The sequence below is a fragment of the Neorhizobium huautlense genome (assembly GCF_030811685.1).
GTDB lineage: Bacteria > Pseudomonadota > Alphaproteobacteria > Rhizobiales > Rhizobiaceae > Neorhizobium > Neorhizobium huautlense_A.
This window is the reverse complement of the sequence record NZ_JAUSRF010000014.1, coordinates 72,000-93,609: the sequence shown is the minus strand read 5'-3', so window position 1 is coordinate 93,609 and position 21,610 is coordinate 72,000. Positions and strand designations below refer to the sequence as shown.

General features: G+C 56.4%; 23 protein-coding genes. 5 read left to right on the top strand and 18 right to left on the bottom strand.

Annotated elements, in window-relative coordinates; genetic code table 11:
* Positions 1 to 31 precede the first annotated feature (31 nt).
* The 13 genes from J2T09_RS19975 to J2T09_RS19915 all read right to left on the bottom strand — a co-directional run bounded on the left by J2T09_RS19975 (position 32) and on the right by J2T09_RS19915 (position 13,331).
* On the bottom strand, positions 32 to 1,384 hold the full coding sequence (locus J2T09_RS19975) for a bifunctional folylpolyglutamate synthase/dihydrofolate synthase (protein WP_306837750.1): 1,353 nt from the start codon (positions 1,382 to 1,384) through the stop codon (positions 32 to 34).
* 23 nt (positions 1,385 to 1,407) lie between these two features.
* Complete coding sequence (gene accD / locus J2T09_RS19970) at positions 1,408 to 2,292, bottom strand: acetyl-CoA carboxylase, carboxyltransferase subunit beta (protein ID WP_306837749.1); 885 nt, start codon at positions 2,290 to 2,292, stop codon at positions 1,408 to 1,410.
* Positions 2,293 to 2,334: 42 nt separating this feature from the next.
* A complete protein-coding gene (gene trpA / locus J2T09_RS19965; protein WP_306837747.1) occupies positions 2,335 to 3,174 on the bottom strand; it encodes a tryptophan synthase subunit alpha in 840 nt (279 codons plus the stop codon).
* A gap of 1 nt (position 3,175) precedes the next feature.
* Positions 3,176 to 4,396, bottom strand: coding sequence for a tryptophan synthase subunit beta (gene trpB, locus J2T09_RS19960; protein ID WP_306837745.1), 1,221 nt, complete (start codon positions 4,394 to 4,396; stop codon positions 3,176 to 3,178).
* Positions 4,397 to 4,399: 3 nt separating this feature from the next.
* On the bottom strand, positions 4,400 to 5,071 hold the full coding sequence (locus tag J2T09_RS19955) for a phosphoribosylanthranilate isomerase (protein WP_306837744.1): 672 nt from the start codon (positions 5,069 to 5,071) through the stop codon (positions 4,400 to 4,402).
* Positions 5,072 to 5,136: 65 nt separating this feature from the next.
* Positions 5,137 to 5,901, bottom strand: coding sequence for a M48 family metallopeptidase (locus J2T09_RS19950; protein ID WP_306837742.1), 765 nt, complete (start codon positions 5,899 to 5,901; stop codon positions 5,137 to 5,139).
* 83 nt (positions 5,902 to 5,984) lie between these two features.
* Positions 5,985 to 6,407, bottom strand: coding sequence for a DUF2852 domain-containing protein (locus tag J2T09_RS19945; RefSeq protein WP_306837740.1), 423 nt, complete (start codon positions 6,405 to 6,407; stop codon positions 5,985 to 5,987).
* A gap of 96 nt (positions 6,408 to 6,503) precedes the next feature.
* Positions 6,504 to 7,784 (bottom strand): polyhydroxyalkanoate depolymerase, encoded by a 1,281-nt coding sequence (locus J2T09_RS19940; RefSeq protein WP_306837739.1) that lies wholly within the window; start codon positions 7,782 to 7,784, stop codon positions 6,504 to 6,506.
* Positions 7,785 to 8,024: 240 nt separating this feature from the next.
* Positions 8,025 to 10,460: a DNA topoisomerase (ATP-hydrolyzing) subunit B gene (gene gyrB, locus J2T09_RS19935; RefSeq protein WP_306837737.1), complete on the bottom strand. Its 2,436-nt coding sequence runs from the start codon at positions 10,458 to 10,460 to the stop codon at positions 8,025 to 8,027.
* A gap of 135 nt (positions 10,461 to 10,595) precedes the next feature.
* On the bottom strand, positions 10,596 to 10,961 hold the full coding sequence (locus tag J2T09_RS19930) for a helix-turn-helix domain-containing protein (protein WP_306837734.1): 366 nt from the start codon (positions 10,959 to 10,961) through the stop codon (positions 10,596 to 10,598).
* Positions 10,958 to 11,527, bottom strand: coding sequence for a Smr/MutS family protein (locus tag J2T09_RS19925; protein WP_306837732.1), 570 nt, complete (start codon positions 11,525 to 11,527; stop codon positions 10,958 to 10,960). Before J2T09_RS19925 ends, J2T09_RS19930 begins: the two co-directional genes overlap by 4 nt.
* On the bottom strand, positions 11,524 to 12,639 hold the full coding sequence (gene mltA, locus J2T09_RS19920) for a murein transglycosylase A (RefSeq protein WP_306837730.1): 1,116 nt from the start codon (positions 12,637 to 12,639) through the stop codon (positions 11,524 to 11,526). The genes J2T09_RS19925 and mltA overlap by 4 nt, the downstream gene beginning before the upstream one ends.
* Complete coding sequence (locus tag J2T09_RS19915) at positions 12,636 to 13,331, bottom strand: Tim44/TimA family putative adaptor protein (protein ID WP_306837729.1); 696 nt, start codon at positions 13,329 to 13,331, stop codon at positions 12,636 to 12,638. The genes mltA and J2T09_RS19915 overlap by 4 nt, the downstream gene beginning before the upstream one ends.
* Positions 13,332 to 13,451: 120 nt before the next feature.
* Between J2T09_RS19915 and J2T09_RS19910 the strand changes: the two genes are divergently transcribed.
* Positions 13,452 to 13,970, top strand: coding sequence for an FxsA family protein (locus J2T09_RS19910; RefSeq protein ID WP_306837728.1), 519 nt, complete (start codon positions 13,452 to 13,454; stop codon positions 13,968 to 13,970).
* A gap of 85 nt (positions 13,971 to 14,055) precedes the next feature.
* Positions 14,056 to 14,535, top strand: coding sequence for a protein-export chaperone SecB (secB, locus tag J2T09_RS19905; RefSeq protein WP_306837727.1), 480 nt, complete (start codon positions 14,056 to 14,058; stop codon positions 14,533 to 14,535).
* A 49-nt stretch (positions 14,536 to 14,584) separates the two neighbouring features.
* Here the strand turns inward: secB and dnaQ are convergent, their stop codons facing one another.
* Genes dnaQ through J2T09_RS19880 form a run of 5 tightly spaced genes read right to left on the bottom strand, consistent with a single transcriptional unit; the run spans position 14,585 to position 18,179 of the window.
* Positions 14,585 to 15,286 carry a DNA polymerase III subunit epsilon gene (gene dnaQ, locus J2T09_RS19900; protein ID WP_306837726.1) on the bottom strand — a complete coding sequence of 234 codons (702 nt, stop codon included), beginning with the start codon at positions 15,284 to 15,286 and terminating at the stop codon, positions 14,585 to 14,587.
* Positions 15,279 to 15,887, bottom strand: a complete 609-nt coding sequence (coaE, locus tag J2T09_RS19895; protein ID WP_306837725.1) for a dephospho-CoA kinase — start codon at positions 15,885 to 15,887, stop codon at positions 15,279 to 15,281. Before coaE ends, dnaQ begins: the two co-directional genes overlap by 8 nt.
* Positions 15,887 to 16,738 (bottom strand): shikimate dehydrogenase, encoded by an 852-nt coding sequence (locus J2T09_RS19890; RefSeq protein ID WP_306837724.1) that lies wholly within the window; start codon positions 16,736 to 16,738, stop codon positions 15,887 to 15,889. The genes coaE and J2T09_RS19890 overlap by 1 nt, the downstream gene beginning before the upstream one ends.
* On the bottom strand, positions 16,731 to 17,324 hold the full coding sequence (locus J2T09_RS19885; protein ID WP_306837723.1) for a Maf-like protein: 594 nt from the start codon (positions 17,322 to 17,324) through the stop codon (positions 16,731 to 16,733). The genes J2T09_RS19890 and J2T09_RS19885 overlap by 8 nt, the downstream gene beginning before the upstream one ends.
* Positions 17,325 to 17,357: 33 nt before the next feature.
* On the bottom strand, positions 17,358 to 18,179 hold the full coding sequence (locus tag J2T09_RS19880) for a pyruvate, water dikinase regulatory protein (RefSeq protein ID WP_306837722.1): 822 nt from the start codon (positions 18,177 to 18,179) through the stop codon (positions 17,358 to 17,360).
* A 402-nt stretch (positions 18,180 to 18,581) separates the two neighbouring features.
* Between J2T09_RS19880 and hemE the strand changes: the two genes are divergently transcribed.
* From hemE to rho, 3 genes are all read left to right on the top strand, one after another.
* Positions 18,582 to 19,616: a uroporphyrinogen decarboxylase gene (gene hemE / locus J2T09_RS19875; protein ID WP_306837721.1), complete on the top strand. Its 1,035-nt coding sequence runs from the start codon at positions 18,582 to 18,584 to the stop codon at positions 19,614 to 19,616.
* The gene (gene hemJ, locus J2T09_RS19870; RefSeq protein ID WP_306837720.1) at positions 19,613 to 20,158 is read left to right on the top strand and encodes a protoporphyrinogen oxidase HemJ; all 546 of its coding nucleotides are present in this window, start codon (positions 19,613 to 19,615) and stop codon (positions 20,156 to 20,158) included. Before hemE ends, hemJ begins: the two co-directional genes overlap by 4 nt.
* A gap of 176 nt (positions 20,159 to 20,334) precedes the next feature.
* Positions 20,335 to 21,600 (top strand): transcription termination factor Rho, encoded by a 1,266-nt coding sequence (gene rho, locus J2T09_RS19865; protein ID WP_112730558.1) that lies wholly within the window; start codon positions 20,335 to 20,337, stop codon positions 21,598 to 21,600.
* The last annotated feature ends 10 nt before the right edge of the window (positions 21,601 to 21,610 follow it).

Sequence of the window (21,610 nt, the reverse complement as noted above, 5' to 3'; positions counted from 1 at the left end):
CGAAAAGCCCGGTTGCGAGACCGGGCTTTTTTCATTTTGGCGCTGTGCCATTATCGCGAAGGACAGTTCCCGCAAGGTATAGCGAGCCGCCGATCAGGATTCGAGGTGCGGCATCCTCCGGCATATGACGCTCGGCAATCTCTTTCAGGGCATCTGCAACGCTGAGCGACGGTTCAGCCACCAGACCTGCATCAAATGCCGAATGAGCAAGAATGACCGGATCGATCATCGATTCGGAATCGCGGATAGGTACGGTGAAGACGTATTCGGCGATATCGGCGAAGGCGCGAAAATAACCGACCGGCTCCTTGGTATTGATCATGCCGGTGATCAGATAAAGCGGCCGTGCCTGACGTTCTTCAAAACTGGCCATTGCTTCGGCGATAACTTCGCCCGCACCAGGATTGTGCCCGCCATCGACCCAGATTTCCGAACCGGGTGGGGCGTATTGCAGAAGTTCGCCTTCGGCGAGCCGCTGCAGGCGGCCAGCCCACTCGACCGTTTCCATGGCCTTTTCCATCATGCCCTCGGTCACCGCAAAACCGGCAGCCTTGACGGCACGTATGGCTGCTGCCGCATTGGCATATTGATGGCGGCCGAGGAGACGCGGCAAAGGCAGATCGGCAAGGCCGAACTCGTCCTGATAAACCAGTCGGCCGAATTCTTCATGCGCCGAATAATCCTGACTGTAGACGGTCACAGGGCAGGAAAGGCGGTCGGCAGTCGACACAAGAACATCCAGGGCCGCATCATATTCCTGTTGCCCGATCACGACCGGGCGTCCCTTTTTCATGATGCCGGCTTTTTCCGCGGCAATCAGCTCGACACGATCGCCGAGATAGGCCTGATGATCGAGCGAGATCGGCATGATGATCGAGACAGCCGGGTCTGGAACGACATTGGTGGAATCGAAACGACCACCCATACCGACTTCGAGAATGACCGCATCGGCTGGAATTTCCGAAAAGATCAGAAAACCGACGGCAGTGAGGATTTCGAACACGGTAATGTGCTGGCCACCATTGGCTTCGCCCACGCGCCGCAGCGCATCCGCAAACACGGCATCATCCACGAGTTCGCCACGGCCGCCTTTGACACCGATGCGATAACGCTCGTGCCAGTTGACGAGATGCGGCGAGGTATGGACGTGGACGGCATGACCGCCGGCTTCCAGCAATGCCCGGCAAAAGGCCGTGACCGACCCCTTGCCATTGGTGCCGGCGACGTGGATGACTTTCGGCAATTTCAGATGCGGATTGCCAAGCACGTCGAGCACCCGCAGGACGCGGTCCAGGGACATATCGAAGCCCTTGGGATGAAGCGTCATCAGCCGCTCGATTTCCTTGGCTGCCTCACTCGGCGCCGGTTCCGTCATCGCCGTCATTCCACCCGCCTCATATTCTCGCCTCAAGCCGTCTTGGCGAGAGGTTCCGCTTCCGTCACCGGTTGCTTCATCAGGATGCGCAGGACTTGTGCCAGCGTCGTCGGAATATCATGACGATTGACGACCATGTCGACCATGCCGTGTTCCAACAGATATTCAGCCGTCTGAAAACCTTCCGGCAGTTTTTCGCGCAGCGTCTGTTCGATCACGCGCTTGCCTGCAAAACCGATTTCCGCACCCGGCTCAGCGATATGGACATCACCGAGCATCGCATAGGATGCGGTAACGCCACCGGTGGTCGGATTGGTCAGAACGACGATGTAAGGAAGGCCGGCTTCCTTCAGCATATCAACGGCAACGGTCGTGCGCGGCAGCTGCATCAGCGACAGGATGCCTTCCTGCATGCGGGCACCACCCGAGGCCGGAAAGATCACGAGTGGGCAACGTTCTGCCAGAGCACGTTCGCAGGCCTTGACGATCGCTTCGCCTGCTGCCATGCCGAGCGAACCGCCGATGAAGTTGAATTCATGGACAACGGCCACAAGCTTGACGCCCTGCACGAGTCCCAGGCCGGACAGAATGGTATCTTCCTGCTCGGTCTTCAGGCGGCTGTCTCTCAGGCGATCGGCATATTTCTTGGAGTCGCGGAATTTCAGCGGATCCTGAGCGACCTTCGGCTGCGGCAGGGATTCGAAGACACCGCCATCGAAAAGATCCGCAAGGCGCGCCTTGGCAGGCATCTTCATATGGAAACCGGAAGCGGGAATGACCCACTTGTTGTCCTCGAGATCTTTATGGAAGACCATTTCGCCGGTCTCGGGGCACTTGATCCAGAGGTTTTCCGGAACTTCGCGACGGCCGAGCATGGAGTTGATCCGCGGCCGGACATAGTTGGTGATCCAGTTCACTGGGCATTCTCCCGATTGGAAACCACGTATAATGTGGGATTATTATTCGGCGGCAACAAGGCGCGCGGCATGAACGCCGGTCGCAAGGCCACGGACAAAAGTTGCAACTGCTGAAACGGTATCGGCTGTTGCGGCACCGTCCTTGGAAAGACTGCCGGCAACCTGCGCAACAATCGCAGTACCAACAACGACACCATCAGCCGCAGCGCCGATCGCCTTTGCATGGTCCGCCGTCTTGACGCCGAAACCGACGCAAACGGGCAGATCCGTGTGGCTCTTGATGCGATTGACGGCGCCCGAAACCAGCGACGGATCCGGCAGGGCCGAACCGGTAATGCCGTTCATCGACACGTAATAGACAAAGCCGGACGAGTTTTTCAGAACCTTTGGCAGGCGCTTGTCATCCGTCGTCGGCGTTGCGAGACGGATGAAGTTGATGCCCTTTTCCAGTGCCGGGATGCAGAGTTCATCATCCATCTCGGCCGGAAGATCGACAACGATCAGGCCGTCGATGCCGCAGGCCAGCGCATCGTCCAGAAACTTTTCAACGCCGTAGATGTAGATGGGATTGTAATAGCCCATCAGAACGATCGGCGTATCGTTGTCCGTCTCGCGGAAAAGCTTTGCCAGTTCGAGCGTTTTCGCCAAGGTCTGGCCGGCTTTCAGAGCGCGCTGGCCAGCAAGCTGGATGGCCGGGCCATCGGCCATCGGATCGGAAAACGGCATGCCGAGTTCGATGACATCGGCGCCAGCACCCGGAAGCGCCTTCATGATGGCGAGCGAGGTGTCGAAATCCGGATCACCGCCCATGAAATAGGTGATCAGCGCCGGGCGGCCTTCAGCCTTCAGAGCCGCGAAACGAGTGTCCATACGCGCGGTCATGTCAGACCTCCATTCCGAGTATCTTGGCGACAGTGAAGATGTCCTTGTCGCCACGGCCAGACAGGTTCATCAGAATGATCTCGTCCTTGCCCATTTTGGGAGCGCGCTTGATGACTTCGGCCAGCGCATGGCTCGGTTCAAGTGCTGGAATGATGCCTTCGAGACGGGTCAGCGTCTGGAAAGCTTCGAGCGCTTCGTGGTCCATGATCGGCACATATTCGGCGCGACCGGTATCCGCCAGCCAGCTGTGCTCAGGGCCGATACCCGGATAATCGAGACCGGCCGAAACGGAATGGCCTTCCTTGATCTGGCCGTCGCCATCCTGCAGCAGGTAAGTGCGGTTGCCGTGCAGGACGCCCGGCGAGCCGGCCGTGATCGAAGCGCAATGCTCTTCGCCATCGAGACCCTTGCCGCCGGCTTCGACGCCGACAATCTTGACGCTTGGATCATCGAGGAAGGGATGAAAAATGCCGATTGCGTTCGATCCGCCGCCAACAGCAGCGATAACGACGTCCGGCAGACGGCCTTCGGCTTCCAGAATCTGCTGGCGCGCTTCCGTGCCGATGACGGCCTGGAAGTCGCGAACCATTTCCGGATAAGGATGCGGGCCGGCGGCTGTGCCGATCAGGTAATAGGTGTCATCGACATTGGTGACCCAGTCACGCAGGGCCTCGTTCATCGCATCCTTGAGGGTACCATTGCCAGCCGTGACCGGAACGACTTCAGCGCCGAGCAGGCGCATGCGGAAAACGTTCGGGGCCTGACGTTCGACATCTGTCGCGCCCATGTAAACGACGCAGGGGAAACCGAAACGGGCGGCAACGGTGGCGGATGCCACGCCATGCTGGCCGGCGCCGGTCTCGGCGATGATGCGGGTCTTGCCCATGCGCTTGGCCAGCAGGATCTGGCCAATGCAGTTGTTGATCTTGTGCGAACCCGTGTGGTTCAACTCTTCGCGCTTGAAATAGATCTTTGCGCCGCCGAGTTCTTCCGTCAGACGTTCGGCGAAATAAAGCGGGCTCGGACGACCGATGTAGTGTGCGCCGAGCGATGCAAGTTCCGCCTGGAATTCCGGATCGGTCTTTGCCTTGTCCCATTCACTCTGCAGATCGAGAATGAGAGGCATCAGGGTTTCGGCGACAAAACGGCCGCCATAGATGCCAAAACGTCCGTCTTCGTCCGGACCGGACCGGAATGAGTTTGGTGTCGCCGCCTGGTTCACAGTCTACTCCTTGCGATCCGTTTCTTCGGCCGATCGCGCCTGCGCAATCGCGTCGAAAAACGTATCCATCATTTGCAGGTCCTTGACCCCCGGCGCGCTTTCCACTCCGGAGGAAATATCGATACCGCTGGCTGTCGTACCCGACAGCGCCTGGCCGACATTATCCTTGTTCAATCCACCGGAAAGCATGTAATCCACGCCATCGTCAAGCGCAGTCAGCAGTTTCCAATCGAAGGAGACACCGTTTCCCCCCGGCAGTTCGGATCCGGCGGGCGCCTTGGCATCCAGCAAAAAGCGATCGGCAAGACCATCATAGGCCTCAAGCTTTCTCAGATCGTCCGCCGTGCGGATAGAAAATGCCTTCATGACCGGGAGACCGAACACGGCCTTGATGTTCAAAACCCGCTCGGGGCTCTCATGACCATGGAGTTGGAGAATGTCCGGCTTTACGAAGGCGATGATCTCTTCAAGCATTTCGTTGTCGGCATCGACGGTGACGGCAACGATCTTCACCCTGCCACGGACGCGGTCGGCGAGAGCGCCGGCGTCCATCGGCTCAATATGTCGTGGGCTTTTTTCGAAAAAGATGAAGCCGATATAGGTCGCACCGCGCTCAATCGCACGATCAACCGCCTCCGGTGTCTTCAGTCCGCAAATCTTGATATCGGGAACCATTGGCGCGGATTGCCACGAAAAGCCGTGTGAGTCGAGCCAAATCGACTTATTCACCCTTGCTGAATTCAGGTGAAGTCAATGGCATGAAGCTGCGAACCATGCTGCTTGAGCCATTTGCGGGCCGCTTCCATATCCGGGCATAGACTGTGACACAGCGCCCAGAATTTTGGACCATGGTTCATTTCTCTGAGATGGGCGACCTCATGCGCGGCCAGATAGTCAATGACACCGGGCGGCGCCATGACGATACGCCAGGAAAAACTCAGATTACCGTCCCACGAACACGAACCCCAGCGGCTGCGTGTATCCTTCATGGTGATCGCGCGAACCGGCTTGCAGACCTGCGCCGCATGACGAGCGACAAGAGGTTCGAGATCACGCCGGGCTTCCTTCTTGAGAAAGGCAGCGATACGGCGGCCGAGATGATCCTCCAGCCCACCAACCCGCAGAACCGGCTCTCCATCGACAATCAGCGCTTCGGTGACGCCGCGCAAGCTGCCGGTATGCACGATCCGATGCGGAGTGCCGCGTAGCGAGATCGTGCCACCGGGACGTAAATCACCGGAGACGGGAAATTTTGCAAGCTTGGTGAGAAGCCAGCCCTGATGGCGATCGAGAAAAGCATCGACTTCCGTCCGTTTCAGCCCTGTCGGAACAGTCAGTTTCAGCGCTCTTCCACCTGGCTCGATGCGCAAGGTGATGCGTGTCGCCCGAACATTTTCCCGGATCGTCAGCGGCATTATGCGATCGCCGACATGAACGGTTCGCTCTATCAGGCGAAGCGGTTCGGGCAATGATTTGGGCAGCAGTTTCTTGAGGGCGGGAAACATTCGGCTCTTCTAGCAGCTTCGAGAGGTCAGCGCCCCAAGAAAAAACCGGCGCTTCAAAAGCGCCGGCCGATTTTTTTGTTCGTTCAACTGGCGGCCGGAAAACCGGGACCAGAACTTCCGGGACCACGCTCGCGCATGAAGCGGTCGAATTCCTCCTGGTCCTTGGCTCGGCGAAGCTCACGCATGTATTCGTCGAACTCGGCGCGCATCTCGTCGAGCTTGCGGCGCTGCTCCTCGATCCTTTCGAGTTCGGCACGGCGCCAATCATCGAAGGCAACATTGCCGGTCGAGAAATGGCGATCGTAACGGCCGCGTGCGCGGCGGAAACCGGCACACATGCCATCCGCCTTTTCATTGGCGGAATGTTTGAACTGGCCGAGTTTGTCGCCAAACAGGATATAGGCGAGCATGGCGAGGCCCAGTGGCCAGAAGACGATGAAACCGAGAACCATCAACGCGATGGTTGCCGGCGTCCAGTCCGGGCGGATCAGTGCTGACTGCGTCATGTTTCGGTATTCCTCTCAAATACGGCCGACCGAATGTCGGCCCGGATTCGATTTGGGAAATGCCGCAGTTCCATTCAAGACAAAGGCCATGACAATTCAGGAGGATTTGCGACGGCTGGCGGGCTTTTGGGTCCCTTGTCCTTCGCCTGTCAGGGAATGCGCCCGTGCAAATGCAATGATCCGCGGCGCGATTTCCTTGCGGAAACGGGAACCGTTGAAAACGCCGTAATGGCCGACATCGGGCTGCACATAATGCATGCGCTTGGCGTCCGGTATGTTCGGACAAATCGTGTGGCTAGCCTCGGTTTGTCCCAGCCCGGAAATGTCGTCGTTTTCTCCCTCTACCGTCAGCAGCGCAACATTGCGGATTGCGGCCGTGTCGACCGGCCTGTCGCGATGCATCATCTCGCCCTTGGGCAGTGCATGACGGATGAAGACGGTGTCGACCGTCTGCAGATAAAATTCGGCAGTCAGATCCATCACCGCCAGATATTCGTCATAGAACTCGCGATGCCGTTCCGCAGACTCGCCGTCGTTCTGAACGAGCTGCTCGAAAAATTCCTTGTGTGCAGTGACGTGGCGATCAAGGTTCATCGACATGAAGCCGGACAATTGCAGGAAGCCGGGATAGACCGGACGCATGCATCCGGGCTGGGGCCAGGGCACGCTCATGATGACATTGTCCTTGAACCAGCTCAGTGGACGGTCCTTCGCCATGGCGTTAACAGCGGTGGGATTGATACGGGTATCGATCGGGCCGCCCATCAAGGTGATCGAAGCCGGTGCCAGGACATCTCCTGCGGCTTCCATCAGCGCGACTGCCGACAGCACGGGAACAGAAGGCTGACAGACGGCAACAACATTGGTCTTGGGGCCAACGACCTGCAGCATCTCGATGACATAATCGATGTAGTCATCCAGATCGAATGTACCCTCCGTCACCGGCACCGTTCTCGCATCGATCCAGTCGGTGATGTAGACCTCCGCGCTCGGCAAAAGCGCTTCGACCGTTCCACGCAACAAGGTGGCGTAATGGCCGGACATCGGCGCGACGAGGAGAATTTTCGGATCCTCCGCCCTGCCCTGCTTCAGGTCCCGGCGAAAATGCAGAAGATTGCAGAATGGCTTGGACCAGATGATTTCTTCGGTCACATCAACCGTGTCACCATCAATCACCGTTTGCGGCAGATCGAATGTCGGCTTAGCGTAACGACGCGTCATTCTCTCGAACACTTCGAGGCCCGCCGCCAGCGTTCGTCCCATGGCTGTCTGTGAAACGGGATTGGCCGGATCGCTGTAGAGGACCCGCATTGCCTCGGTCGTTGCACGCAATGGTGCAAGCGCGGCATGGTTCAATTCATAGAGCTGGTAGAACATTCTGACGCTGCCTCTGACATGTCGCAGAGCGCCACTCGGTCTTGCTGCAGACCGGACGATGCTTAGTCCAGCTTTATCAGCTTTTGCGGATCATGCCTATCAATGGCAAGCGTACAGGTTTTTGACCGATCCGGCGGTAGGCGCACCATCACCGGCAGAAACCATTTTGCCGGCAAATAAAAATGTTTCACGTGAATCACCCACAGGAAAGATTCACGTGAAACACTCATTTTTAACTTTTTAGATATCGAGGTTCGCGACGCTTAGCGCATTGTCCTGAATGAACTCGCGACGTGGCTCGACCTCGTCACCCATTAGGCGGGAGAACAGGCCATCTGCATCAGTCGCGTCCGGGACCTTTACTTGAAGCAATGAGCGGACGTTCGGATCGAGCGTCGTTTCCCAAAGCTGTTCGGCGTTCATTTCGCCAAGGCCTTTATAACGCTGCATCGATAGGCCGCGACGACCGGATGCAAAAATAGCATCGAGCAGCGCCCGTGGGCCCGAAACATCGAGTGTTCCCTCTTTGCGCGCCAAGACCGGTGGCGCCGCATAGATGTCGTGAAGACGCTGCTTCATCTGATCGATATGACGGGCATCCGCAGAACCGATCAGTGCGTTATCAAGAAACGCCACTTCTTTCACGCCACGGACCATCCGTTCGAAACGAAGGCCGCCCTCGCTGGTCACATGACCAGTCCAGCCGCGCTCGGTTTCCTCGGCGATAACATCAAGACGACGCGCAACCTCATCAGCCGTCTGCTGCGCACGCTCGCGATTATCGGTCAGTTCCGGATTAAGAGCGCCGGCAATGGCAGCCTGTTCGATGATCGAGCGATTGTAACGCGAGTGCAGACCATCAACGAGCGAACGCAATCGCAGAGCATCCTGAATGACTTCGCGTAGGTCAGCGCCAACACGTACTTCGCCGGATTCCAGGGTCAGCCGGGCCTCTTCGAGACCCATGCTGATAAGGTATTCTTCCAGCGCCTTTTCATCCTTCAGATACTGGACGGATTTGCCACGGCTGACCTTATAGAGCGGCGGCTGGGCAATATAGATATGCCCACGTTCGATCAGTTCCGGCATCTGGCGGAAGAAGAAGGTCAGAAGCAGGGTACGAATATGGGCGCCGTCAACGTCAGCGTCCGTCATGATGATGATCTTGTGATAACGCAGCTTATCGGCGTTGAACTCGTCCTTACCAATTGACGTGCCGAGCGCAGTAATCAGCGTGCCGATTTCCTGGCTGGACAACATCTTGTCGAAACGCGCGCGCTCGACATTGAGGATCTTGCCGCGCAGCGGAAGGATCGCCTGGTTTTCACGCGAGCGACCCTGCTTGGCAGAGCCGCCTGCGGAGTCACCCTCAACGAGAAAGACTTCGGACTTTGCCGGATCACGTTCCGAGCAGTCTGCCAGCTTGCCCGGCAGCGATGCGATATCCAATGCACCTTTACGGCGGGTCAGTTCACGCGCCTTGCGAGCTGCTTCACGCGCAACGGCGGCCTCAACGACCTTGCCAACCAGAATTTTCGCGTCAGCTGGATGTTCTTCGAACCAGGTGCTCAGCGCTTCATTGACGAGGCTTTCGACAACCGGACGGACTTCGGAAGAAACGAGCTTGTCCTTTGTCTGCGACGAGAATTTTGGATCCGGCACCTTTACCGACAGGACGGCAGTCAGGCCTTCGCGGCAGTCTTCACCCTGCAGCGTCACCTTTTCCTTTTTGGTGATGCCAGATGTATCCGCGTAGGAGGTGACCTGGCGCGTCAACGCACCGCGGAAGCCGGCCATATGCGTGCCGCCATCGCGCTGCGGGATATTGTTGGTGAAGCAGAGCACGTTTTCGTGGTAGCTGTCGTTCCACCACATAGCGACTTCGACGGTGATGCCGTCTTTCTCACCCTTGATGGCAACCGGCTTTTCGACCAGCGGCTTCTTGGCACGGTCGAGATACTGGACGAAGGCTTCCAGACCGCCGTCATAGACCATCTCTTCTTCGCGTATGTCAGACTTGCGCTTGTCGGTGAGCCGGATTCTGACCCCGGAGTTCAGGAAAGCCAGTTCACGCAGACGGTGCTCGAGCGTGTTGTAATCAAATTCCGTCATGGTGAAGGTTTCCGGGCTGGCAAGGAAGGTCACTTCCGTACCGGAGCGACCTTCGTAGTCACCAATGACCTTCAGCGGCGCGTCAGCGACACCGTGGGTAAAGCCGATTTCATGGACCTTGCCATTGCGACGGATCTTCAGCTTCAGCCAGACAGACAGCGCGTTGACGACCGAAACACCAACGCCGTGCAGACCACCGGATACCTTGTAGGAATTCTGGTCGAATTTTCCGCCTGCATGCAGCTGAGTCATGATGACTTCGGCTGCGGAGACGCCTTCTTCCTTATGGATATCCGTCGGGATGCCGCGGCCGTTATCGGTGACGCTGACAGAACCATCGGCATTGAGCGTGACGGTTACGATATCTGCGTGACCGGCCAGCGCTTCATCAATGGCGTTATCGACAACTTCATAGACCATGTGATGCAGACCGGACCCGTCATCGGTATCACCGATATACATGCCGGGGCGCTTGCGCACGGCGTCGAGTCCCTTGAGGACCTTGATCGAATCCGCGCCGTATTCAGAACTCGCGCCGCTGTCGTTGACGGGTGTTTCGCTCATCAATGATCTTTCCAATTAACGTGGTGCGGCAATCTGGCGAATCACCGTATTTCGTGCCACTGAATATAAGAAATCCGGGCGGATTTCCAAAGCGTGGAGCCGTTTTCCGCGCATTTAACCCGGGATTATGTGGCTTCAACCGGAAGGGCAGCCACTTTCGAGAACTTTCGTGAGTTTCTCTAGCATGTCCGGCGACAAAGAGCGAATCTCCTTGGCCAGCCGATTGGCGAAAGCCGTATATTCCGGCGGCATGTCGCTTGTGTCGATCACCACGCGCGGATCGGATGCCTCCGCCAGCATGAAAAGCTCTTCGGCCTCATCCCAGATGATGTTGAAATAGCCGGCAACACGTTGGAGGAAATCGAAGCTCGGCTTGCCACGATGGCCGTGTTCCAGCGCCGACAGATAGGCAGCAGATACCCCTATTGCCGCGGCCATCTCAGCCTGCTTGACGCCCTTACGCAAACGCAGTTCACGCAGTGCTTTCCCAAATGGCGTCATGCGCCGCTCCCGGCCCGGCGGCTGAGACGAACATAAAGAGCGCCTTCCCCACCATGCTGACGGGCTGCCGGCTCATAGGATGAGATCAGGAAACGGAATTCCGGCTTGGAAAACCAGAAGGGAACGGCACGTTTCAAGGCGCCTTCGCTGCCAAACGAGCTTCCCTTGCCCGTGATCACCAGAACATGCCGCAGGCCACGATCATGAGCTCGCAGCAGGAAATCCAGAAGAATGCCATGCGCGTCGCTTTGGATAAGGCCATGGAGGTCAATGCGTGCTTCCAACGCCAGATGTCCTCGCGCCAGCTTTCGTTTGACCGGCTTTTCAAGCGGATGGTGGGTCTTCCGATCCGGCTGGACAGGTTTTGGCGACGGGTCCGGCTGTACCGGATTTTTGCCGCTGAATGTAGCAGATGGCTTTTTGTCCTGCATATCTTCGACAGGCTCTACAAAAAGCACTTCGAATTTCAGCAGATCTTCCAGCCGCCCCGGCATGGGTTTGGCAGAACGAGCAACCTTACCCCATAGGATGCGGTCTTCGGTGCTGAGCTTGCGGTCGCCCTTCATGACACAAACCTTGACGCAGCAGCCTTCGGAACAAGGATATAGAAATCTGCCGGATGCTTGATCACGCCGGCCTGCTCGCCTGCATCGTAACCGGAGCCTGTAAAAATATCCCCGCGCGCCGGGCCCACAATCGCTGAACCGGTATCAAGGGCAAGCATGGTGCGGGCGAAGGGTTTGCCCGCATCAAGATGTGTCAGGGTTTGCGAGCGAATGAAAAACGGAAAACCAAAGGTGTGGATCAGCCGATCGACTGCCAGCGAACGTCCGGCCACCAGCGGCACCTTGGCGGCGGCGATCGGTCCCTGATCGAGCCCGGCAACCGGCGCCTTCCGAAAAAATATGTAGGATCGGTTATGCCAGAGAACTTCATCAACCTTAGCCGGATTCTCCAACAGCCAGTCACGAATGGTCTGCATGGAAACGGTCGCTGAATCGATCTCCCCGCGATCGATCAACAAACGGCCGATCGCAGAAAAGACGTGACCGGCCTTGGCTGCATAAGTAATGCGCTCGACGTGCCCATCGCGATACTTCAGCCTGGCGGCGCCCTGAACATGCGTAAAAAACACATCGACCTTGGATTTGGCCCAGGCGATTTCCAGCCCCTGTCCTTGCAGATATCCGCGGTCGATTTCACCGCGATCCGGATAGAGGTCGATCCTGCCATCCCGCGATCTGGCAAAAACATAGGAGGGATCAATGGAGGACGGACGGTTGCCATCATCGATATCGATCAAATCTGACGGACGGCGATAAAACGGATACCGGTAAATCTCGTCCGGATGATCGGAAACATCCACCTCGGGTTCAAAAAAGCCGGTCACGAAACCAGGTTTTTCATACCGCCGCCGGATCATCAACGGTATGCACTGTTCTTCAAAGAAATGTCGAGCAGCGTCCGGGCCGGATAATGAAAAACCTGCCGCCGCTTTCAACAGCGGCAACAGGTCATCTGTCGTCAGCCCCAATGAGCCCGGGCGATATGGTTTGACTGCCTCGATGTGATCGAGACAGTCACGCATTGCTGAAAACAGTGGCGACGGATCATCTTCGTCCCAGCCGACGAGATCAGAAAAGGTCGTTGGCGTCAGAACGTAGTCGATCTTGCTCATTGTTCGGATTCGGTGGCGATCAGCTTCCAGTTCGGATCACGCGAGCGGGTGTCACGCGCGAAGGTCCAGATGTCGGTGACTTCGGCAACAGCATCAGCTTCACCATCGACAACCGCTCCGGCCTTGTCATAGGTCGCGGAAATCAGGTGGCTGACGATACGGATGGTGATCTGGGCTTCGGAATCCTTGACGACTGCGTTGACGATATCTGCCTTGTCGATACCGACAAAGCTCGACTTTACCACTTCACCACGCGCTTCGCGCTCGGAAATGGCCGCGTCGAAGCCGTCAAAGACTTCTTTAGAAAGCAGGCCCTTCAAGGTTTTTCGATCGCCATCGGCAAATGCCATCACGATCATTTCATAGGCCATGCCGGCGCCTTTGACGAATTCCTTGGGACTGAAGCTCGGATCTGCCTGAACAAGTTCGCGAATCTGCGTGTTAAGTTCGGTGCCGGGCTTGGCAAATGCATCGACATCAGCCCAGCGCTGTTCCTCATCGACCTGATCGCGACGCGGCAAAGTCACAACCTTACCATCGTCAGCAGCGGGTTTTGCCGTATCACGTGCCGAAAACGGATCGACTGGCGGCTTTTCATGGCCGGTACGGCGACCAAGAACGCTGCGAAGCTGCAGAAAAATCAGCACTGCAGCGACCAGAAAAAACAGTGTAATAAAATCGTTCGCGCCCATCTTCACCCGCAGTGATCATTTAAATTGTTGGCTGACTTTCACATATAGTCCGCAACTGCCAATCATTCAAATGTGCAGCCGGAAATACGGCCTGCCAAAAAAGACAGGAAATACGGCACGATGCCCCTCATTCTTCTGCCGATCATGTTTCTCGGTCTGCCACTGATCGAAATTGCCGGTTTTGTTCTGGTCGGCAATGCCATCGGTTTGTGGCCGACACTGGCGCTCGTCATCCTGACCTCCTTCGTCGGTGCGATCCTGCTCCGGGTAGAAGGCATGGGCGTCTTGCGGGAAGCAAACCGCGAAAGCCAGGAAGGAAGACTGCCAGGCAAGTCGCTCGTGAGCGGCGCAATGGTCGTCATCGCCGGCATCCTTCTTATCCTGCCCGGCTTTTTTACCGACATCATAGGCCTGCTTCTCTTCATTCCGCCGGTCCGCCATTTCATCTGGTCGCTGATCGGAAAACGGGTGGTCGTCATGCGAACCGCCCACGGTACATCCGCTTCCTATCGGTCGGGCAGTCGTGAAGATGCGCGGCAGTCGGATAAACCGAATGTGCTCGACCTGGACGAAAACGATTTCACCCGCGGTCCAAATCCGTCTTCTCCCTGGTCGGATCCGGATAACCGCAAGGACTGATCACGCGCAGCCCCATGCCGCAGGGTTGTAAGCATTAAACTGAAATGTTAGACGGCCTCACAGTCAAAAGCCGCGAGGAATTCCAATGGCAAACGAAACAGAGACCCAGGCTTCCAATCCGTCGCTCAGCATCCTTGCGCAATATACGAAGGATCTGTCCTTCGAAAATCCAGGCGCACCGCGTTCCTTGCAGGCTCGCGACACCGCACCGGCGATCAACATCAATGTGAACGTCAATGCGAACCCGCTGTCGGATTCCGATTTCGACGTTGTTCTGACACTGAACGCTCAGGCCATGGACGGTGACAAGGTCGTCTTCGCGGCAGAACTGGTTTATGGCGGCGTATTCCGCATCACCGGCTTCCCGCAGGAACACATGCTGCCGGTTCTCTTCATCGAGTGCCCGCGCTTGCTCTTCCCGTTTGCCCGTCAGGTCATTGCCGACGTGACCCGCAACGGTGGCTTCCCGCCGCTGATGATCGACCCAATCGATTTCGCGCAGATGTTCACGCAGCGCATTGCAGAAGAGCAGACCCGCTCGAAGGTTCAGGCTCTCGACAGCTGAGCCTTATAAAATTCCCGATATGAAAAAGCCCGGCTCAAACCGGGCTTTTTTATTGGTACCGCTTCCAGATCGCCTTGTCGCCCATGGCGGCAATCAGCTTTTGATGATCTTCCACATCTGTCGCCGACAAACGCAATGGCAGCGGTCGTGAGCGCGGAGGGATATCGAAGACGACGCCATCGTCATCTTCCTCAATCACCCTGACGACCTTTTTTTCCTCGACCAGCCCGAGCGCGGTCTGCCGGCCGCCGATCATCTCGATATAAACTTCGGCCAGAAGTTCGGAGTCGAGCAAGGCGCCATGCTTGGTACGATGCGAGTTGTCTATCCCATAACGACGGCAAAGCGCATCGAGCGAATTCGGTCCCATCGGATGTTTCCGACGTGCCATCGCCAGGGTATCGACAACCTGTTCGCTTTCGACTGGCGGGATAGCGAGACGTTCGAATTCGGCATTGATGAAGCCGATATCGAAGTTGGCGTTATGGGCGATCCATTTCGCATCGTGAAAAAACTCCTGAAGCTCCGCGACAATTTCTGCAAAGGTCGGCTTGTCCTTCAGAAACTCGTCCGTCAGGCCATGCACAGCCAATGCGTCCGGATGTACCTTGCGATCACCGGGCGAAATGTATTTGTGAAAGGTGCGGCCGGTCGGAAAATGGTCAACGAGCTCGATGCCGCCGATTTCGATCACTCGGTCGACCTTGGATTCAAGTCCCGTGGTTTCCGTATCGAAAATGATCTCACGCATCTGTCTTCTCGCTCAATATTCCGGCCCGAAGGCTTTTGATGATGGCTTGAACGCGGGCTCGCGCGGCATCCATTCCATTGCTGGTATCGACCAGAAAATCGGCTTTTTGGCGTTTTTCCCGATCCGGCGTCTGGCGTGACAGAATAAGCTGAAACTTTTCTTCCGTCATTGCCGGACGCGCCAATACCCGTTCACGCTGAATGTCCGGGTCGCTGGTTACGACAACGATAGTATCCATCGCATTAACCCGGCCGCTTTCGAAGAGAAGAGGGATATCGAGCACCACGATATCGGCACCTGCCTCCTTCTGGCGATCGAGAAACTGGTGCTCCCGTTCACGCACGAGCGGATGAACAATTGCCTCGAGCCGCTTGAAGCCGTCCGGTCTCGACGCGAGTTGCCTTGAGAGCTCCTGTCGATCAACCGCACCGTCTTTTGTACTTCCCGGAAATTCTCTTTCGACCGGTTCCACTGCATCGGATCTATAAAGATCATGGACGACGGCATCCGCATCGTTGACCGGAATCCCCTCATCCGCAAAAAATCTTGCGGTCGTCGTTTTACCCATTCCTATCGAACCAGTGAGACCGACGATGATCATCAGTGGCGATCCATGTCATCGATAACGCGCTGACGAAGTGCCATGTCCACGTTCGGTCGTCTGCCAAACCATTTTTCGAAACCGGGCACGGCCTGATGAAGTAGCATGCCCAAACCATCGACGGTCGAGAACCCCTGTTTTTCCGCCTGGGTCAGAAAACTGGTTTTCAGCGGCACGTAGACGATATCCGTAACCAGGGCATTTTGGGCAAGCGGGGTGAAGTCGATTGCCATCGCCTCTGTTCCATCCATGCCGAGCGATGTGGTGTTGACGAACAAACCGGCACCTTTGAGCACTTCCGAAAGCGCGCCCATCGGCTGGGCGTGAATGGTCGGCCCGAAATGATCTGCAAGTTGACGCGCACGATCAACAGTTCGGTTGACGACATGAATTTCCTTGATGCCGCGATTTCGCAGCGACTGGATAACCGATCGGCTGGCACCGCCGGCACCCAATATCACTGCCGTATCGACCTTATCCCATCCGGCTCGATGATGATCGAGATTGGCTGTAAATCCATGACCGTCGGTATTGGTCGCGTGGATCAATCCATCTTCCAGCCAAAGCGTGTTGGATGCTCCAAGTTCCTCTGCGAGTTCATCCGGTTTGTCTGCAAGGCGATAAGCGGCTTCCTTATGCGGGATGGTGACATTGCCGCCGCGATGGCTCTCGCTCTTTTTCAGGTCCTTGATGAAGGCTTCAAAATTTTCCGGCGCGATCTCCAGCGCTTCGTAATAGCCATCGAGGGCGAACTGCCCGATCCAATGATTGTGAATGAGCGGCGAGCGGGAATGACCGATAGGGAAACCCGCCACAAAGGCACGCGCTTTCGTTTCACGTGAATCAGCCATGGATCGCTCCCAGTTCGCGCAATTTTTGCAAAAGTGCCAACATCGGCAATCCGACGATCGTAAAATAATCGCCGTCGATTTTTGAGAAGAGCTGAATGCCAACACCTTCCAGTTGATAGGACCCGACACTTTTCAACACGTCGGGACCAGTCCGGCTCATATAATGCTCGATGAATTCCGGAGAAAGTTCTCTCATCGTCAGATCGGCATGGCCGACATGATCCCAGACGACCTCGCTATCGCGAACAATCACGACGGCACTGTTGAGACGATGGGTCTTGCCGGACAGGGATAGCAGGTTCGCCTTGGCTTCCGCCGCGTCTGCCGCCTTATGATAAATGCGTTTTCCGAGCGACATCGTCTGATCGGAGCCGATGACAAAACTGCCCGGCCGCACCGCGGAGACGTTTTTCGCTTTTTCCTCCGCGAGAACAGTCGCCACCTTTTCCGGATCAGCGCCAGTAAGACCCGCCTCGATTTCCCGTTCGTCTATATCGGCAGCCTGATGTTCGAATGTCAGTCCGGCATTGTTCATCAACATGCGTCGGAATGGGCTGGAAGATGCAAGAACAAGGGGAACTGTCACAGCGGATCCTGAAGATTGGGGTGTGGATTCGCCTTACCGCAGCCTCGGCCTTAGCGCAACGATGGCCGCTGCCGTCTCCTCGATAGACCGGCGGGTCACATCGATAATCGGCCAGTTGTGCCGGGTACACAGCGCACGAGCATATTTAAGTTCTTCGTTGATCGCCGCCCGATCGATATAATGTCCGTGATCATAGGAAACCGAGCTTCCGAGCTCACGATTTTCCCGAACCTGCGAAATTCTATCCGTCGTCGCAACGAGACCGACAATGACCGGCCGCGTCGCGCTCAAAAGCGCCGACGGCAATTCCACACCCGGCACGATCGGAATGTTGGCAGCCTTGATGCCGCGATTGGCAAGATAGATGCTTGTCGGTGTTTTTGAGGTTCTGCTGATACCGATGATCACGACATCCGCATCATCGTAATCCTCCGGCAACTGCCCATCATCGTGGTCCATGGCAAAGTTCAAGGCCTCGATGCGGGCAAAATATTCGGCATTGAGAATGTGCTGGGCGCCGACCCGTCGGTGCGATGGCGCGCCTAGGAATTTCTGGAAAACTGTCATGACGGGTTCAAGCAAGTTGATTGTCGGAACCCCCATTTCAAGACAACGGGTTTCGATCAGCGCGGCAAGTTCCGCGTCCATGATCGTATAAATGACGATACCGGGCGTCTCGTCGATTTCTTCGAGAACCGGCAAAAGCTGTCGCCGATTTCTGATCAGCGGGTAAACATGCTCGACAGGGACAGCATTGGTAAACTGGACCGCGGCTGCACGACCGGCTGACACGAGCGTATCGCCCGTTGAGTCAGAAATGAGGTGCAGATGGAAGAAATTTTTCCTGTTCTCCACGCTAAACTTGTTCCCCTGTTGATAGTCCGGGAGAGGCCGACGCGACGGCGCGAACTCGCTTCGGTCGATCTGATAACCGCCGATTTATCCACAAATGGCGATCGCACGAAAAGCTTTTCGAGCCTATTCGGGATGCAGTGGACAATTCGTCGCTGCTATCAGTTAATTCACAAGTCATCCACAGGCCTGCATAAAATCATAATCAAGCCAAGATTATGAAAATAAAAGACATTTTTTAGATTTCAGACTTCCTTCCGAAAAACACGCCAAATTAGCCAGGGATGGTCGGCCTGAATTTGCTGGAAGTGGACAACACTGGCAAAGTCATTAGTCCTTGCTACTCACAGACTCTAAGAAATAGAAGAATCCTTTATATAGGATATTTAATTTTAGGAGACCTGAGTGACGGACGTGCGCCGAACGATCCTCGAAGTGCTCGACGGGAAAACCGTCTCCCCTCCCCCGATCTGGCTGATGAGGCAGGCGGGGCGTTATCTGCCGGAGTACCGGGCAACCCGTGCACAGGCCGGGAGCTTTCTCGATCTCTGTTATAATCCGGAATTGGCTGCGGAAGTGACGCTGCAGCCGATCCGGCGTTATGGCTTTGATGCGTCCATCCTCTTTTCCGATATCCTCGTCATCCCTGATGCTCTGAAGAGGAATGTTCGCTTTCTCGAAGGTGTCGGACCGCAGATGGATCCAATCGATGCGGACGGTATCGACAGGCTCGATGCTTCCAATGTTATGGACCACCTGAAGCCTGTCTTTGGAACGGTCACTCGCCTGCGTCGCGAGCTTCCATCCCAGACGACCCTTCTCGGCTTCTGTGGCGCGCCTTGGACGGTCGCCACCTACATGATCGCCGGCAAGGGAACGCCTGACCAGGCTCCTGCCCGACTGTTTGCCTACAGGCATCCTCAGGCCTTCCATTCGCTTCTGATGCAGCTGGCGGATATCTCGGTCGACTATCTCGTTGGTCAGCTTGATGCCGGCGCCGATGCTGTACAGATTTTCGACTCCTGGGCTGGGGTGTTGGGTGAAGAAGAGTTTTCCGCCTTCGCCATTGCGCCGGTGGCGAGGATCATTGAAGGGGTTCGTGCGCGACGCCCGGGCGCCAAGATCATCGCCTTTGCGAAAGGCGCCGGTTTCAACCTGAAAACCTATCGCCAGAAAACAGGTGCAGACGCCATCGGTCTCGATTGGTCCGTTCCTTTGAGCTTTGCGGCCGAACTGCAGAAGGATGGACCGGTTCAGGGCAATCTCGATCCGATGCGCGTTGTCGCCGGTGGAAAGTCTCTTGATGACGGGATCGACCGGATACTTCAGACACTCGGCAATGGGCCGCTGATCTTCAATCTGGGCCATGGGATCACACCTGAAGCCAACCCGGATCATGTGACTGCGCTGGTCGATAGGGTCCGGAGTTTCGGTCTATGAGTGGCCATGAGCTGCAGACGGACGAGAAACCCGGCCGGCGGGCCAGGCGTCGTGCTGCTGCGGCGATTGTCATTTTCGTCGCTCTGCTTTTGGCAGTTCTGTTCTGGCGGCCGGATGATCTCTTCCTCTGGATCAAGGCGCTGCATGTGATTGCCGTCATCTCCTGGATGGCCGGCCTTCTCTATCTTCCGCGCCTTTTCATCTATCACACGGATGCCCTGATCGGTTCCGTCCAGTCTGAAACGTTCAAGATGATGGAGCAGCGCCTCTATCGGGTGATCATGAACCCGGCGATGATGCTGTCATGGATTTTGGGGCTGTATCTGGCCTGGAGTGTTTACGAATTTCAGGGCGGCTGGCTGCATGCAAAGATAGCCATGGTCGTGCTTCTGACCATCGTGCATGTGATGTTTGGACGCAGCGTCAAACAATTTGCCAAGGACGGGCCGCGCAAAACGGCGCGTTATTGGCGTCTGGTCAACGAGATACCGACGGTTCTGATGATCGCGATCGTCATTTTCGTTGTCGTAAAGCCGTTCTGACGGTTCTGTGTAAAGAATTGCGGTTATTCCCCCCTTGCGGTACGAGGGGGGAATCGCTATTTTCGCGGCCATCTCTTCTCTCGTGCATGTGTGCAGGTTCACTGTCTGCGGATTTCTCCGCGGGAACGAATTCCACCGACACGGCTTCCCCTCGAAATTGAAATGGTCCTTCCTTCATGGCTGAAATGAAGCTTCAAGAACTCAAGAGCAAATCTCCGACCGATTTGCTGGCCTTCGCGGAATCGATGGAGGTCGAGAACGCCAGCACCATGCGCAAGCAGGAGTTGATGTTCGCCATATTGAAGGTTCTTGCCAGCCAGGACGTCGAGATCATCGGTGAGGGTGTTGTTGAGGTTCTGCAGGACGGTTTCGGCTTCCTGCGTTCCGCCAACGCCAACTACCTGCCGGGTCCGGACGATATCTATATCTCACCGTCGCAGATCCGCCGTTTTTCGCTGAAGACCGGCGATACGGTCGAGGGTCCGATCCGTGGTCCGAAGGAAGGTGAGCGCTATTTCGCCCTTCTGAAGGTCAACACGATCAATTTCGATGATCCGGAAAAGATCCGCCACAAGGTTCACTTCGACAATCTGACACCGCTCTACCCCAATGAGCGCTTCAAGATGGAACTCGATATCCCAACGTCGAAAGACAATTCGGCGCGCGTCATCGATCTGGTGGCGCCGCTCGGCAAGGGTCAGCGCGGCCTGATCGTGGCACCGCCGCGTACCGGTAAAACGGTTCTATTGCAGAACATTGCCCATTCGATCACCGCCAACCATCCGGAATGTTATCTCATCGTTCTTCTGATCGATGAACGTCCGGAAGAAGTGACGGACATGCAGCGTTCCGTGAAGGGTGAAGTCGTTTCCTCGACCTTCGACGAACCTGCCGTTCGTCACGTTCAGGTGGCGGAAATGGTCATCGAAAAGGCAAAGCGTCTGGTCGAGCACGGTCGCGACGTCGTTATCCTTCTCGATTCGATCACCCGTCTCGGCCGAGCCTACAACACGGTTGTGCCGTCTTCCGGCAAGGTCCTGACCGGTGGTGTTGATGCTAACGCCCTGCAGCGCCCGAAGCGTTTCTTCGGTGCTGCACGAAACATCGAAGAAGGCGGTTCGCTGACGATTATTGCGACGGCCCTGATCGATACGGGCAGCCGCATGGACGAAGTCATCTTCGAAGAATTCAAGGGTACGGGTAACTCGGAAATCGTTCTCGATCGTAAGGTTGCTGACAAGCGTATCTTCCCGGCCATGGATATCCTCAAGTCGGGTACCCGTAAGGAAGACCTGCTCGTTCCGCGTCAGGATCTTCAGAAGATCTTCGTGCTCCGCCGTATTTTGGCGCCGATGGGCACCACCGATGCGATCGAATTCCTTATCGATAAATTGAAGCAGACCAAGAACAACGGCGACTTCTTCGAATCGATGAACACCTAATCCTTAGCCG

Bases quoted from the DNA above. Each gene is read 5' to 3' on its own strand.
- J2T09_RS19975 (WP_306837750.1), bottom strand. From the start codon at position 1,384: ATGACGGCGATGACGGAACCGGCGCCGAGTGAGGCAGCCAAGGAAATC.
- hemJ (WP_306837720.1), top strand. From the start codon at position 19,613: ATGAGTGGCCATGAGCTGCAGACGGACGAGAAACCCGGCCGGCGGGCC.
- J2T09_RS19945 (WP_306837740.1), bottom strand. From the start codon at position 6,407: ATGACGCAGTCAGCACTGATCCGCCCGGACTGGACGCCGGCAACCATC.
- J2T09_RS19950 (WP_306837742.1), bottom strand. From the start codon at position 5,901: ATGTTTCCCGCCCTCAAGAAACTGCTGCCCAAATCATTGCCCGAACCG.
- dnaQ (WP_306837726.1), bottom strand. From the start codon at position 15,286: ATGCGTGAGATCATTTTCGATACGGAAACCACGGGACTTGAATCCAAG.
- mltA (WP_306837730.1), bottom strand. From the start codon at position 12,639: ATGAGCAAGATCGACTACGTTCTGACGCCAACGACCTTTTCTGATCTC.
- secB (WP_306837727.1), top strand. From the start codon at position 14,056: ATGGCAAACGAAACAGAGACCCAGGCTTCCAATCCGTCGCTCAGCATC.
- J2T09_RS19890 (WP_306837724.1), bottom strand. From the start codon at position 16,738: ATGGCTGATTCACGTGAAACGAAAGCGCGTGCCTTTGTGGCGGGTTTC.
- trpA (WP_306837747.1), bottom strand. From the start codon at position 3,174: ATGACCGCGCGTATGGACACTCGTTTCGCGGCTCTGAAGGCTGAAGGC.
- J2T09_RS19930 (WP_306837734.1), bottom strand. From the start codon at position 10,961: ATGACGCCATTTGGGAAAGCACTGCGTGAACTGCGTTTGCGTAAGGGC.
- gyrB (WP_306837737.1), bottom strand. From the start codon at position 10,460: ATGAGCGAAACACCCGTCAACGACAGCGGCGCGAGTTCTGAATACGGC.
- rho (WP_112730558.1), top strand. From the start codon at position 20,335: ATGGCTGAAATGAAGCTTCAAGAACTCAAGAGCAAATCTCCGACCGAT.
- J2T09_RS19940 (WP_306837739.1), bottom strand. From the start codon at position 7,784: ATGTTCTACCAGCTCTATGAATTGAACCATGCCGCGCTTGCACCATTG.
- coaE (WP_306837725.1), bottom strand. From the start codon at position 15,887: ATGATCATCGTCGGTCTCACTGGTTCGATAGGAATGGGTAAAACGACG.
- J2T09_RS19955 (WP_306837744.1), bottom strand. From the start codon at position 5,071: ATGGTTCCCGATATCAAGATTTGCGGACTGAAGACACCGGAGGCGGTT.
- J2T09_RS19915 (WP_306837729.1), bottom strand. From the start codon at position 13,331: ATGGGCGCGAACGATTTTATTACACTGTTTTTTCTGGTCGCTGCAGTG.
- J2T09_RS19925 (WP_306837732.1), bottom strand. From the start codon at position 11,527: ATGAAGGGCGACCGCAAGCTCAGCACCGAAGACCGCATCCTATGGGGT.
- J2T09_RS19910 (WP_306837728.1), top strand. From the start codon at position 13,452: ATGCCCCTCATTCTTCTGCCGATCATGTTTCTCGGTCTGCCACTGATC.